15 protein-coding genes are annotated in these 12900 nt (G+C 31.9%); 6 read left to right on the top strand and 9 right to left on the bottom strand.

All coding sequences use genetic code 11. From position 1 onward, the window contains the following. A complete protein-coding gene (locus FS85_RS0107535) occupies positions 1–453 on the top strand; it encodes a CBS domain-containing protein (protein ID WP_010135534.1) in 453 nt (150 codons plus the stop codon). Positions 454–552: 99 nt separating this feature from the next. Here the strand turns inward: FS85_RS0107535 and FS85_RS0107530 are convergent, their stop codons facing one another. Both FS85_RS0107530 and metG read right to left on the bottom strand, forming a co-directional pair. Next, positions 553–1860, bottom strand: a complete 1308-nt coding sequence (locus tag FS85_RS0107530) for an esterase-like activity of phytase family protein (RefSeq protein ID WP_010135533.1) — start codon at positions 1858–1860, stop codon at positions 553–555. Positions 1861–2063: 203 nt separating this feature from the next. Beyond that, entirely contained in the window at positions 2064–4124 is a 2061-nt protein-coding gene (gene metG / locus FS85_RS0107525) for a methionine--tRNA ligase (RefSeq protein WP_010135532.1), read from the bottom strand. A gap of 108 nt (positions 4125–4232) precedes the next feature. On the opposite strand from metG, the gene FS85_RS0107520 reads away from it, so the two are divergent. Further along, a complete protein-coding gene (locus FS85_RS0107520; protein WP_010135531.1) occupies positions 4233–5207 on the top strand; it encodes a S66 peptidase family protein in 975 nt (324 codons plus the stop codon). 8 nt (positions 5208–5215) lie between these two features. Here FS85_RS0107520 and FS85_RS16930 read toward each other — a convergent pair whose 3' ends face one another. After that, complete coding sequence (locus tag FS85_RS16930) at positions 5216–5338, bottom strand: hypothetical protein (RefSeq protein WP_262496226.1); 123 nt, start codon at positions 5336–5338, stop codon at positions 5216–5218. A 69-nt stretch (positions 5339–5407) separates the two neighbouring features. Further along, on the bottom strand, positions 5408–5551 hold the full coding sequence (locus FS85_RS16730) for a hypothetical protein (protein ID WP_160162393.1): 144 nt from the start codon (positions 5549–5551) through the stop codon (positions 5408–5410). A gap of 491 nt (positions 5552–6042) precedes the next feature. Between FS85_RS16730 and FS85_RS0107505 the strand changes: the two genes are divergently transcribed. After that, positions 6043–6405 carry a YraN family protein gene (locus tag FS85_RS0107505; RefSeq protein ID WP_010135530.1) on the top strand — a complete coding sequence of 121 codons (363 nt, stop codon included), beginning with the start codon at positions 6043–6045 and terminating at the stop codon, positions 6403–6405. Here FS85_RS0107505 and FS85_RS0107500 read toward each other — a convergent pair whose 3' ends face one another. Both FS85_RS0107500 and FS85_RS0107495 read right to left on the bottom strand, forming a co-directional pair. Continuing rightward, complete coding sequence (locus FS85_RS0107500) at positions 6406–7728, bottom strand: TlpA family protein disulfide reductase (protein WP_010135529.1); 1323 nt, start codon at positions 7726–7728, stop codon at positions 6406–6408. A gap of 33 nt (positions 7729–7761) precedes the next feature. Continuing rightward, a complete protein-coding gene (locus FS85_RS0107495; protein WP_010135528.1) occupies positions 7762–8103 on the bottom strand; it encodes a hypothetical protein in 342 nt (113 codons plus the stop codon). Between the two features lie 80 nt (positions 8104–8183). On the opposite strand from FS85_RS0107495, the gene FS85_RS0107490 reads away from it, so the two are divergent. Next, positions 8184–8759, top strand: a complete 576-nt coding sequence (locus FS85_RS0107490; RefSeq protein WP_010135526.1) for a CvpA family protein — start codon at positions 8184–8186, stop codon at positions 8757–8759. Further along, on the top strand, positions 8743–9549 hold the full coding sequence (locus FS85_RS0107485) for a Rossmann-fold NAD(P)-binding domain-containing protein (protein ID WP_010135525.1): 807 nt from the start codon (positions 8743–8745) through the stop codon (positions 9547–9549). Before FS85_RS0107490 ends, FS85_RS0107485 begins: the two co-directional genes overlap by 17 nt. Here the strand turns inward: FS85_RS0107485 and FS85_RS0107480 are convergent. Next, the gene (locus FS85_RS0107480; RefSeq protein ID WP_010135524.1) at positions 9546–10448 is read right to left on the bottom strand and encodes a TIGR01777 family oxidoreductase; all 903 of its coding nucleotides are present in this window, start codon (positions 10446–10448) and stop codon (positions 9546–9548) included. The two genes, FS85_RS0107485 and FS85_RS0107480, sit on opposite strands and share 4 nt — an antisense overlap. 129 nt (positions 10449–10577) lie before the next feature. On the opposite strand from FS85_RS0107480, the gene FS85_RS0107475 reads away from it, so the two are divergent. Continuing rightward, the gene (locus tag FS85_RS0107475) at positions 10578–11408 is read left to right on the top strand and encodes a mechanosensitive ion channel family protein (RefSeq protein ID WP_010135523.1); all 831 of its coding nucleotides are present in this window, start codon (positions 10578–10580) and stop codon (positions 11406–11408) included. A 54-nt stretch (positions 11409–11462) separates the two neighbouring features. Here the strand turns inward: FS85_RS0107475 and FS85_RS0107470 are convergent, their stop codons facing one another. Next, on the bottom strand, positions 11463–12017 hold the full coding sequence (locus tag FS85_RS0107470; RefSeq protein WP_010135522.1) for an NUMOD4 domain-containing protein: 555 nt from the start codon (positions 12015–12017) through the stop codon (positions 11463–11465). A gap of 121 nt (positions 12018–12138) precedes the next feature. Continuing rightward, positions 12139–12891: a tetratricopeptide repeat protein gene (locus FS85_RS0107465; protein WP_010135521.1), complete on the bottom strand. Its 753-nt coding sequence runs from the start codon at positions 12889–12891 to the stop codon at positions 12139–12141. Positions 12892–12900: the final 9 nt, after the last annotated feature.

Below are 12900 nucleotides of genomic sequence, written 5' to 3'. Positions count from 1 at the left end.
ATGGCAATAAAAAATTTTAGAGCTCCCAATGCTCAAGCAGAAGTACTTTCAGATAAAATTAGAGTTTCGGACTACATGGTTCCTAGAAGTAAGTTGATTACTTTTTCACCTAAATTAAAGGTCGTAGAAGCTATGCAAATTTTAGTAAGTAACGATATTTCTGGAGCATCGGTAGTTGATGAAAACGATCACTTGCTAGGAATGATTTCTGAAGGGGATTGTATGAAAAAAATTGCCAACAGTAGGTATTACAACATTCCACTACATGACCAAACTGTAGAAGAATACATGGAACCTATTGTAGAAACTATTGAAGGAGACAATAACATTTTTGATGTTGCCCATATGTTTTGTACCTCTAGAAGAAATCGTTTTCCTGTAATGGAAGGTGATAAAGTAATTGGTCAAATTAGCCGTAAAGATATTTTAAAAGCTGCGTTAGAAATTAAATAAGATACATACTATTCTATTACACTAAACTATTTTAAAAGAAAAGGTCTGGACTTTTTGAAACCAGACCTTTTTTGATTTTTAAAACGAGTATTATACTCCTTAAAAGTTTACAATATATAATGTATTTGCATCAATATTCTCTTCCGTTTCTGTCTTAGAAATGTATTTTTGAATTGTGGTACTTGCATCACCTGTCCAAACAGCAAAATCATCATCGTTTATTACACCTATTGTAGAATTATCAATTAACCAAATTCCTTCTAACTTATCATGAGGATAATCACCCAAGGCAGCAATTAAATCTACCGCTAATGTTTTAGTTACAGGAACAATTCCAGCGTTTGATAACTCATCCCAAGTGCATTGTTCAATTGTTTTCCCTTCTATCAATTTTCCGTTTGCAGAATCTGTAGTATCAGAAACGTCTGTAGCATTAGAAATATCAATTTTATAAATGTGTTTTTGAACTTCGTTTTTATTTGTATCTTTTGTAAAAGCACCATCTCTTTCTACAATTAAAAACTCTGTATTACTTAAAGCGACAATCTCTGAGTTAGAGTTTTTAGCTTTTTCTTGTTTATGCAAATACTGTTTAGTAGCTCCTGTTTCAATATCAAAAGTTACAATTCTTGTAATGGTAAAATCTACTACATCTGCTTTAGACGGGTTGTATAGAGTAGATTGCATAATTCCTACCAATGTTTTTTCGTCTGGAGTAATTGCCAAACCTTCCATTCCTCTGTTTGCCCATCTAGAGGCAAAAACAGCAGGTAATTTTCTGTCTCCAGATTCTCCAGTAATTCCTTTTGGACTTAATCTTTCTAATTGTTTTCCTGTCGCATCTACATGTACAATGTGTGGTCCATATTCATCAGAGATCCAAAAAGAACCGTCTTTCATTGCCACCAAACCTTCACTATCTAAACCATATTTATCAAAGTCTAAAACCGTTGTTTGATCTTCTGCATAAGGAACTTCACCTGTAGCTCCATAACCTTCTGGGTTAGGCCTACCACTAATTTTTGTTCCACTAGGATCTTTAATTAATATTTCTTTAATCATTTCTACAGATCCGTTTTCTAACAGTTTAAAATGTCCTATTCTTGGAGTATAATCTGGTGTTGGAAAAATTTTATTACTCCCAAACTTAATGTTTGACCCTCTATCTGTTAAGGCATAAAACTCTCCTTTATTTGTTGGGTGTGCAGTAGCAGCAGAACCAAAACCTCCATTTCTAACCTCTACATTGTCTCCGGTAGTTTTTAAAACTGTATAAGGTAATTTAATTCCTTCTACAGGCACTTCTGGTAATACATAAGGTTTTGTTGCATCATCATCATTTGAACATGCAATAAATGTTAATGCCAATCCTACACATAATATAGGTTTCAAAAATTTGTTTTTCATTTTTTTAAAATTTTAGAATATGGCATCTAAACTATATATCTTAAATTAATATAAACTTGTATTAAGGTTAAAACAAGTTTACACTTAGCAACATAAACATTTGGTTTTTTATTAATAATTTAACTAAATATTTATTTCTCCAAAAAAAAAATGGTTTTCTAAAGAATCTTAGAAAACCATTTTTACTATGTAAAAGCTAAAGACTAGCTCACAAACTCTCCATTTGCTACATTGTCTTCAGAAGGAGCTATAAAACAAAGTTTGCCGTCTTTAGTATCGGTCATTAAAATCATTCCTTGACTTTCTACTCCTCTTAGCTTTCTCGGAGCTAAGTTTACCAAAACAGAAACTTTTTGTCCTATAATGTCTTCGGGCTTATAGCTTTCTGCAATACCAGACACAATGGTTCTTACATCAATACCTGTATCTACTTTTAATACCAATAACTTTTTTGTTTTTGGCATTTTTTCTGCTTCAATAATTGTTCCTGTGCGAATGTCTAATTTGGTAAAATCTTCAAAAGAAATCGTTTCTTTTTGAGGCTCTACTGATTTTGCTTCGGCAGCATTAGCCAATTTGGTAGCTTCTAACTTGTCTAATTGTTTTTGTATGTCTGCATCTTCAATTTTAGCAAACAACAATTCCGATTTTCCAATAACATGACCACCAGCCATAAGCTCATCTTTCTCTTCAACATCATTCCAAGAAATCGGATTCTCATTCAGATTTAAAATACCTTTTAATTTTTCTGAGCTAAATGGTAAAAAAGGTTCAGATAATACAGACAAAGCAGAAGCAATCTGTAAAGCAACATACATAATGGTTTGTGTACGTTCCTCATCCGTTTTTACCAATTTCCATGGTTCTTCATCGGCCAAATATTTATTTCCCAAACGTGCCAAGTTCATCATTTCTGACAAAGCTTCTCTAAAACGGTAACGTTCCATAGATTTGGAAATTGTATTAGGAAATTCTTTTACCTGAGCCAAAACATCTTCATCTAGTTCAGACAAATGGTTTGGAACTGGTACTTGACCATTGTAGTATTTGTTGGTTAACACCACTACTCTATTGATAAAATTACCAAAAATTGCAACCAGCTCATTGTTGTTTCGAGCTTGGAAATCTTTCCATGTAAAATCGTTGTCTTTGGTTTCGGGAGCATTGGCAGTAAGTGCATAACGCAATACATCTTGTTTGCCTGGAAAATCTTCTAAATACTCGTGCAACCAAACCGCCCAATTTTTAGATGTAGATAATTTATTTCCTTCTAAATTTAAAAACTCATTAGCTGGCACATTGTCTGGCAAAATATAATCTCCATGAGCCTTTAACATGGCAGGAAAAATTACACAGTGAAAAACAATATTGTCTTTCCCTATAAAATGAACCAATTTGGTATCCTTATCTTTCCAATAAGGTTCCCAATCTTTTCCATTTTGCTCTGCCCATTCTTTAGTTGATGAAATATAACCAATAGGTGCATCAAACCAAACATACAATACCTTTCCTTCTGCTCCTTCTACAGGCACAGGTATTCCCCAGTCTAAATCACGTGTTACGGCTCTTGGTCTTAAACCATCATCAATCCAAGACTTTACTTGTCCATAAACATTAGGTTTCCAGTCATCTTTATGTCCTTCTAAAATCCACTCTTTTAGGTAAGCTTCGTGCTTATCTAAAGGTAAAAACCAGTGTTTGGTTTCCTTAACTGTAGGTACATTTCCTGTAATTGCTGATTTAGGATTGATTAAATCAGTAGCATTATGAGATGTTCCACACTTTTCACATTGATCACCGTAACTTTCTTCATTACCACATTTTGGGCAGGTTCCAATTACAAATCTATCAGCTAAAAATTGATTTGCTTCTTCGTCATACAACTGAGCTTCTACTTTTTCTACAAACTCACCTTCATTATACAATTTGGTAAAAAAATCTGAGGCTGTTTTGTGATGAATTGATGCAGAAGTTCTGGAATAATTATCATAAGAGATACCAAAATCTTCAAAGGACTGTTTTATGATTCCATGATATTTATCTACCACATCTTGAGGAGTAACTCCTTCCTTTTTTGCCTTAATGGTAATAGGCACCCCATGCTCATCAGATCCGCCAACAAAAGCAACATCTTTGCCTTTGTTACGTAAATAACGTACATAAATATCTGCGGGTACATACACACCTGCCAAATGTCCTATATGAATAGGTCCATTGGTGTAAGGCAAAGCTGTAGTGATTGTATATCTTTTAGGATTGTTCATCAGTTTGTTCATTTTATGTGCACAAAAATACAATTCTGTGCCGAAACTTTGTAAAATAGCTAGTTGAAAGATTGCAAAATGCTTATTTTCGAGTTTTAAAATCACTTCATGAAATTTAGTATCCGTTTCATTCTACTTTTTATCACTTTTTCTATGAATGCTCAAAATATCACCTTTTTACAACCCGATTATTTACAAACTGGTGATTTGATTCTTATTGTAGCCCCAGCAGGTGTAGTTAAGCAACCCGAAGCAATCTACAAAGCCAAAGAAACATTTGAAAATTGGGGATATAAGGTAGAAATTGGTAAAAATGTATTTCAGAACTTTCATCATTTCTCAGCAACAGATAAGCAACGCTTAGAAGACATGCAGTGGGCATTAGATCATCCAAAAGCAAAAGCTATTTGGTGTGCTCGTGGGGGCTATGGGTCTGTAAGAATTATCGATGATTTAAACTTTCAATCCTTTATGCAATATCCTAAATGGATGATTGGTTATTCAGATTTTACAGTATTTCACAACAAATTGCACAACCTGGGTTTTCAAAGTTTACACGCTCCTATGCCCATTAATTTTAAAGAACCTTGGTCAGAAATTGAAGAAAGTTTTATTCAATTACATGCACTTTTAAAAGGAACATTACCCACTTATACCCTAGAAAGTAATCCTTATAATCAAATAGGCAATTGTAAAGGTGTACTTGTAGGTGGTAATCTAACCATCTTAGAAAACATGATTGGAACCGCTACCTGCTTCTCTACCAAAAATAAAATTTTGTTTATTGAAGAAATTGGTGAACATAAATATCATATAGATAGACTGTTAAGGGCTTTGGATCGAAAAGGATATTTTAAAGATTGTGCAGGCCTTATTGTGGGTGATTTTACGAACATCAAAAAAAACAATCCTGACTTTGGACAAAACATAGAAGAAATTGTATTAAGTATTGTAAAAAAATACAAAATACCTGTTCTTTTTGATTTTCCTGCTGGCCACCAAAATAAAAACTTAGGCTTGTTTATAGGCAAACAAGCCCAGTTAACCATTACCCCTAGTCAGGCAACACTTTCTTACCACTAACATTATACTTAAATAAAAAGTAGGTGTTCTTCTCCATCTTCATCCAAAAAATAAGGATACGATTCTCGCTCTTTTGATGCGTTAATTGGGTCATAGTTGTGGTCAAAATACGATGTGATAAAATTTTCCATGATGTTTTGTTTTTTGTTTTTAATAATTACGATAAAATCTAGGTCTCGGTTTGATTTTATAACTCTTTTTTACTTGCTAAATTGTATGGTTGATTTGCTTTTGCATTCTTGCTCCAAATAAGGTTTGGGATACAATGTTTTTACTACTTTATCAAAGTAGCTTGATCCGTTTTTATTTAAAATACGATTTGCTTTTCTCATTATTTTTTTCATTTTTTTTGATTTTACCCAATAAAAAAAGACGCTTTAATTAGCGTCTTTATACTTCATTAAGTAGGTTTTTATTTTTAAAACTACATGTAAACTGATTTATAAAGACGTAATGGCACATGTTTGACAGGCATAGAATTATACCATGTACAAATTGAGTTTAAAATGGATTGCGATACAGGTGCTAAATGATTCATAATTTTCTATTTAATGATTTTACTATTTGTTACAAACAAAAAAATCGCCCCAATTTAATTGGGACGATTCTCTGTATTTATTTTATATATTATTTTTCCTTTCTTCTATAAAAATACACACATACTAACGTCCCGTAGTCATGGATTTGACCATAATTACTTGATATAAACCTTGGTTACAGGTTGGTTGGGCGTTATGTGTATTTGATGTGTACATTTACAGTACAAACTTGATATTTTTTTTATTGATAACCAAATAAATAATTGAAAAAAAATTATTCTTAACTTTAACTTAAAATGGCTACTCACAACGAATTAGGGAAAATAGGAGAAGAATTAGCAGTAAATCATATTAAAGAACTTGATTATCAAATTATTGAAACCAATTGGAGGTATTTAAAAGCTGAAATTGATATTATTGCCATTAAGGATAACTGGCTAGTTGTTATAGAAGTTAAGACTAGAACTACTGATTTTTTTGGTACACCCGAAGCATTTATTACCACAGCAAAAAAAAGACTGCTTATCAAAGCTGCTGATGCTTATGTTCAAAACAACAATATCGATTTAGAGGTCCGTTTTGATGTTGTTGGAATTATAAAAAACAACCATCAAACGGAACTAAAACATATTGTAAATGCGTTTATGGCCTATGAGTAATTAATGTTTTAGTACCAGTTCTAATTCCTTTAAATTATGTGGTTTAGCCATAATTCTTTTATCAGAATTTAGCAGAAAATAAGAGGGTGTAGAACTAATGTTATACGCATTGGCCGCTTTGCTATTCCATTTCTCTAAAGATATGCTATGCTTCCATTCCAAAAATTTGTTAGATTCTACTTTCCAGTTTTGTTCGTCTTCCTTTTTTTCTAAACCAATAGCTATTACTTGTATTTCTGTTTTGTTTGCTAAAAGTTGTTTTACTTTTGGCAATTCTTTTAAACAGTGAGAACAAGTACTACTCCAAAAAATTAGTAGGTATTTATTATTGTTAGGAGGTAAACTATGTAAAGTTTCACTTTTAGATAACTGAATGTTTGGAGCTACTACCCCCAACATTGTTTTTTTAAATTGTTCCGTTTCTTTTACAAAAGTGTAATTTTGTATATTTTTTGGCAAAGCTTTGTAACTATCCATCACTTTGTTTAGCACTTCTCTGTTTTCTTTAGCAACCAACTCCTGTATTAAATAACGTAATATGTTTTCTTTAACATCTGGTTTCGTTATTTTTGATAAAACGCTTTCTATAGCATTTACAAATGCTTTGTTTTGTACCCCTATGTCTTTGTATTGATGGTATTGAAAAACATATTCTGCTATTTTTTTATTTAGAAAATCTGTATTACTAAGCCTTTTATCATCAAAATTTACATAATCAAAATAATGCTTTGTTGCACTTTCTATATAATCGCCTGGTAAGGAAAAAGGTAAAGGAGCATTGTATTTTTTAGAAGCTTTAATCCATGCTAAACAATAATCGTCTTTAGCTAAATTTTCGTAATACTGCTGTGCTCCTGTAATTTTTGCTTGTACTTCTTGATAGGTGGTAACATCGGATGTAGGATTTTTAAAATATGCAAACTGAATAGAGTCTAGTTTATGCTGTAACACAGACATGTTATAATCGTAAGCATCTAACAATTGGTTTTCTCTAGATTCTATATAATTTACCGATGGCTGTCCAACTTTACTATGTACGCTAAACGTAACGTTTTCTTTGTCATAAATAAAATCTACATAACCAGAATTTACGTTTTTATACAAAGCTCTATAAGAACCTGTAGGCAACTGCTCCATAGAAAACTGGAATGTGTCTTTTTTTACTTGCACATACTTTTTGTACTGTTTTTCTCCATTTAGTAATTGATACAATGCAACATTCTGTATTTTGTGTATAGAATCTATAAAAATCCCCTTAACGGTATAATTTTGTGCTTGTACAAGTTGTAAAGAAAAAAAAAGTAGTAAAAATATTCGTTTCATGTGGGAAGGTTTTACAAATAGTATTCCAAAAATTTAAGCATCAAAATAACGAACAATGGCTTCTTTCATCAACAAACTTTGTTCTCCTGGCTTTAGGCTTGGTAAAGTTTCTAATGTTTTATAATGTGGCCAACCCTCTTCATCAAAAAAATCAAATTCATAATAACCGTAAGGCTCTAATAATTTGCAAATGGCAATATGCATTAGGTTGATTTTTTCGTCTTTTTTAAATTCTCTATATCCTTGACCCAGTTCTTGCACTCCTATTAAATATATGATAGCATCTACATCAAGCCGATCTCCGTCTGCAAATTGGTTTGATAATTTTGTTACAATTTTGTTCCATCGTAATTTTAATCGCTCGTCATTTATCATCTTGTCTATTTTTTTTACAAAGATAAGAAGTACGAAAGCCTAAACTTTATAAAAATGTATATTTGAAATAAAATTATTCTATGGAATACGTTGTAGATATTGTAATTGGAGCAATTCTAATTTTTGGGTTGATCAAAGGGTTTTCAAAAGGTTTTTTTGATGAGTTGGCTTCGTTATTGTCGCTTATTCTTGGTATTTATGGTGCCATTCATTTTTCTTATTTGTTAAAAGATGTATTGGCTCAACATTTTCAAATGGATCATAAATACAATTCTCTAATTGCTTTTTTTGGTACCTTGATTATTATTATTATCGGAATTTCTTTAATTGGTAAGTTGTTTACTAAATTGGCTCAGCTAGTATCTTTAGGTTTTTTAAATAGAATTTTAGGAGCCGTATTTGGAACCATTAAATTAGCTTTGCTGTTAGGATTGTTACTAGGATGGTTAGAGCGCGTAAATTTTATGCTTCCTCTAATTCCCGAAGAACATAAAAAAAATTCTATCCTATACGAACCCGTAAAAAATCTATCTAACGTAGTTTTTCCTAAAATATTAGATAAGCTAGAAGATCTTAAGTTTTTAGAGCAAAATCAACGAGAACAACAAGAAAAAGAAGCACAAGACAAAGAATACAACAATGAGCAAAGTGTGTAGTATATTAGGATGTGGATGGCTAGGTTTGCCTTTAGCACAGACTTTAGTTGATTATGGATATACCGTAAAAGGAAGTACCACAACGGTAGAAAAATGCGAATTTCTTTTGACAAATAACATTCAGCCGTATTTGTTAATGATTGACGAAGAAATTGAAGGGAATTTAAACCACTTTTTACAAGCCGATATTTTGTTTATTAATGTACCTTACCGAAAGCAAAAAGCTTTTTATAAAAGCTATCAAAAATTGGTTCAGGCCATAGAAATTTCTACCGTACAACATGTTATTTTTGTTAGTTCTACCTCTGTCTATGCCGATGTAAATGCTATAGTAACAGAAGACGACTTTAAAGAAAACCCAGAAAAAAAAGATTTGTTGGCTTTGGAACATCTTTTTAAAAACAATCCTAACTTTAACACCACTATTATTCGTTTTTCTGGTTTGATTGGTGGTACTAGAAATCCTGGTAATTTTTTTAAAGAAGACCGAGTGGTAGAAAATGCTTTGTCTCCTGTAAACTTAATTCATCAAGAAGATTGTATTGCTATTGTAAAAGCTATTGTAGAACAAAAAAAATGGAACACGACATATAATGCAACAGCTCCATCACATCCCACAAAAAAAGAATATTATACCAAAGCTACTGAGCAAATGGCTAAAAAGCCTGCTACTTTTTTAAATGAACTTAAGACCTATAAAATTGTAAGTCATCAAAAATTAGTTAAGGAATTGAACTATTCCTTTATTCATCCAGATTTACTTACAGCCCTAAGTACATTTACTAATTAAAGCACGTCTTTTAAAATTGATGTTAGCGTAGGGTATTTAAAACGAAACCCTTGACTGTTTAGTTTTTGTGGATTGATGGCACTTCCTTTTAATAAAAGATCTGCCATTTCTCCAAACATTAACTTTAACACAAATGCAGGTACGTTTGGCAACCACAAAGGTTTGCTTAGTTGTTTTGCTATTTCTTTTGTTACTTCCGTATTGGTTTTATTATCTGCAACCGCATTGTAAGCTCCAAAATAGTTTGAATCTAAAACGGCTTGTACATACAACGCACACAAATCGTGTAAATGAATTACGGGTAAAATTTGCGATCCAGAACCTAAAGGAGCTCCTACCCCATATTTTATTGGCAAACTCATTTTTTGCAAAGCAGAATGATTGCCAGCAAAAACAACTCCCGTTCTAATACAAACAGTACGCAAACCTATATTTTGAAATTGCAAAGCCGCTTGCTCCCACACCACACAAACTTGGGCTAAAAAATCATCACCAGCAGCATCAATTTCTTGATAATAATTATCGGTTGTTTTGGTTCCATAGTAATTAGATCCTGATGCAGATATAAAACTTTTAACTGTATTAGGGTTGTTTTCTAATGTTTTGTATATTAAATTGGCTCCTGCTACCCTACTCTCTACAATAATTTTTTTTTGGGTATCTGTCCATCTTTTATCAGCAATATTAGCTCCTGCTAAATGGATTATATGATCTACATTACAAACTGTTGCAACATCTATAATTTCATTATCTACATCCCAAACCGAAAAACGAAGTCCTTCTCTTGTAGATTTTTGTTTTGATCTAGACAGTACTACAACTTCTATTTGTTGGTCTAACAACATTTTCTGTAGCTGCTTACCTATCAAACCTGTTCCTCCAGTAATTAATACTTTCATTTTTATTTTGTTTTTTGTTGTTGCTTGTTTAAAACTACTATAAAGAGCTTACATTTCTAAAGAAATGTTAAAATTATTCCTATTCAAAATCATTATATTTGGTTTAGAACTTTAATTTTTAAAAACATTATGGAATTCAACAACATTTTAGAAACCGCAACTACCAAAGGTTCTGAGTACATTACTCAGTATGGTCTGAAACTGGTTTCAGCTATTTTAGTATGGATTATTGGAGGCTTTATTATTGGCATGTTAAACAAAGGGTTTGCAAGAATGCTAGAAAGAAGCAAAGCAGATGCTTCTTTGCAGCCTTTCTTAAAAAGCTTGGTAGGAGCTTTGTTAAAAGTAGTACTGGTAATTACCGTATTGTCTACTTTAGGAATTGAAATGACCTCTTTTATTGCCATTTTAGGAGCTGCTGGTTTGGCTATTGGTATGGCTTTGTCTGGAACTTTGCAAAATTTTGCTGGTGGAGTTATGATTTTAATTTTTAAGCCTTACAAAGTAGGTGATTACATAGAAGCACAAGGACATAGCGGATCTGTAAAAGAAATTCAAATCTTTAATACTATCTTAAAAACTCCTGATAATAAAACTATCATTATTCCAAACGGAGGTCTATCTACCTCTTCTATGATTAACTATTCTACAGAGCCAAAAAGACGTGTAGATTTTACCTTTGGAATTGGGTATGGAGATAGTATAGAACAAGCAAAAGAAGTGTTGTTAAATATCTTAAATAACGATGAAAGAATTATAAACGATCCTGCTGCTCCTTTTGTAGAAGTTTCTGCATTGGCAGACAGTTCTGTTAACTTTGCGGTTAGAGTATGGGTAAACTCTGCCGATTATTGGGGAGTGTATTTTGATACCAACGCAAAAGTATACAATGAATTTAACAAAGCTGGAATCAATATTCCTTTTCCACAAATGGATGTACACGTTCACCAAAACAGTTAATACATTCATTACCTTAAATATCATAAAAAACCATGTCTAGTAGACATGGTTTTTTTAATCGTCTATAGTAACAGAACCCCAATTTTCACCTGTTTTAATTCGGTGAATTTGCATATCAGAAACTCCAAATTGTTTGGCTATCATTTTTAAACGTGTTTTATTATTGGGATCTGCCAATTTTCTTTTGATGATTTTTACCCTACCCTCTGTTAGTTTCGTATACGTTCTTTTAGGTTTTGATTTGATAAATTCTTCGTTGGCAAATTGATGCAATTCTTTTTCTCTTTTAGTAGCCCATTTTAGATTGTCTACATGATTGTTCTTTTTGTCATAATCTAAGTGAATCACATACTGATCTCCTTCTTTTTTTTCTAAAAAATGTTGTGCAACAATTTTGTGTACGTATCTACTTGTTTTTTTCCTATTAATTTCTTGCATTAAAGGTATGGCTGTATATCCGTTAATTTGATGATATTTTAACAGTTCTTCCTTACCATCTTTGCACTTTAAAATTCTACCATAATTAGATACTTTGTACTTTTCAAATTTTGCAATCACATCATCAAACACAACATCTTTCCATTCTTCATTTCTATAACCATTCTTCATAATTTTTAAAATTTTAAAATCAACAAAAGACCTAAGAATACATTCTAGGTCATCTACTTATCGACTTTTTCTAATTTTAGCGTGCTTTTTTGTGTGGTAAACCACTGATGGGTAATCAAATTTACAATTTTTTGATGAGTTTTTTATCAACCCAACCAATTTGTCCATCCGAAATTTTAATTTTTTGCCAAGTCCCAACTTCATCTAAAACTTTTAATTTGGTTCCCTGATGCAAAATAAAGACTTCTGAGGCCGTTTCTCTTGGTGCATTCCTAATTATTACTTCTTCTGCAAAAACAATCGCATACACCGTGTTTTTGGTATAATGATATTGTTGCATGGTAATTGCTAAGCTTCCACAACATGCAATTGTAAAAATAATGGAAAGCGTAAAAAACATTTTTTTAGTTGCTGGTTTTATGCTAAAGAAAAACAAAATCCAAATACATCCTGCTGTTAGCGAGAGAATAACGCTTGCCAAAGCCCATTGGTTGTATGATAAAAGGGTTTGTAAATTATCATTCAGCTTTTCAAAAACAGATTTTGGAACAGACTTTATACTATCTATAATACCTCGGTTGGCATAAGCCAAGTTTAGCTGAGCATCTTTGTTTGTAGGATTTAATTGCAATGCTTTTTCGTAATAGTAAATAGCCTCTGCCATTTTATTGATTTTATAATAAGCATTTGCTAGATTAAAATACAGCTCCGAAGAAACCTCGTCTTTTTTTACTATATTTTTGTACGATTGTATGGCTTTTAAATAATTTTCTTCTTGATAATATTGGTTTCCTTCTTGAAATAATTCCTGCGAATTTTGAGCGCTCACAAAACCTACAACAAGCATTAAAACTCCAAATACAAAATTTTTCATTTCTTTTAA

The sequence above is a fragment of the Ochrovirga pacifica genome, from assembly GCF_000220525.1.
GTDB lineage: Bacteria > Bacteroidota > Bacteroidia > Flavobacteriales > Flavobacteriaceae > Ochrovirga > Ochrovirga pacifica.
The sequence above is the reverse complement of the archived record's forward strand: the minus strand, read 5'-3'. Positions and strand labels throughout refer to the sequence as shown.

Excerpts from the sequence above, each read along its gene's own strand:
- FS85_RS0107475 (WP_010135523.1), top strand. The coding sequence starts at position 10,578 with ATGGAATTCAACAACATTTTAGAAACCGCAACTACCAAAGGTTCTGAG.
- FS85_RS16930 (WP_262496226.1), bottom strand. The coding sequence starts at position 5,338 with ATGGAAAATTTTATCACATCGTATTTTGACCACAACTATGACCCAATT.
- FS85_RS0107485 (WP_010135525.1), top strand. The coding sequence starts at position 8,743 with ATGAGCAAAGTGTGTAGTATATTAGGATGTGGATGGCTAGGTTTGCCT.
- FS85_RS0107480 (WP_010135524.1), bottom strand. The coding sequence starts at position 10,448 with ATGAAAGTATTAATTACTGGAGGAACAGGTTTGATAGGTAAGCAGCTA.
- FS85_RS0107500 (WP_010135529.1), bottom strand. The coding sequence starts at position 7,728 with ATGAAACGAATATTTTTACTACTTTTTTTTTCTTTACAACTTGTACAA.
- FS85_RS0107505 (WP_010135530.1), top strand. The coding sequence starts at position 6,043 with ATGGCTACTCACAACGAATTAGGGAAAATAGGAGAAGAATTAGCAGTA.
- FS85_RS16730 (WP_160162393.1), bottom strand. The coding sequence starts at position 5,551 with ATGAAAAAAATAATGAGAAAAGCAAATCGTATTTTAAATAAAAACGGA.
- FS85_RS0107470 (WP_010135522.1), bottom strand. The coding sequence starts at position 12,017 with ATGAAGAATGGTTATAGAAATGAAGAATGGAAAGATGTTGTGTTTGAT.
- FS85_RS0107520 (WP_010135531.1), top strand. The coding sequence starts at position 4,233 with ATGAAATTTAGTATCCGTTTCATTCTACTTTTTATCACTTTTTCTATG.
- FS85_RS0107490 (WP_010135526.1), top strand. The coding sequence starts at position 8,184 with ATGGAATACGTTGTAGATATTGTAATTGGAGCAATTCTAATTTTTGGG.
- FS85_RS0107535 (WP_010135534.1), top strand. The coding sequence starts at position 1 with ATGGCAATAAAAAATTTTAGAGCTCCCAATGCTCAAGCAGAAGTACTT.
- FS85_RS0107495 (WP_010135528.1), bottom strand. The coding sequence starts at position 8,103 with ATGATAAATGACGAGCGATTAAAATTACGATGGAACAAAATTGTAACA.
- FS85_RS0107465 (WP_010135521.1), bottom strand. The coding sequence starts at position 12,891 with ATGAAAAATTTTGTATTTGGAGTTTTAATGCTTGTTGTAGGTTTTGTG.
- metG (WP_010135532.1), bottom strand. The coding sequence starts at position 4,124 with ATGAACAATCCTAAAAGATATACAATCACTACAGCTTTGCCTTACACC.
- FS85_RS0107530 (WP_010135533.1), bottom strand. The coding sequence starts at position 1,860 with ATGAAAAACAAATTTTTGAAACCTATATTATGTGTAGGATTGGCATTA.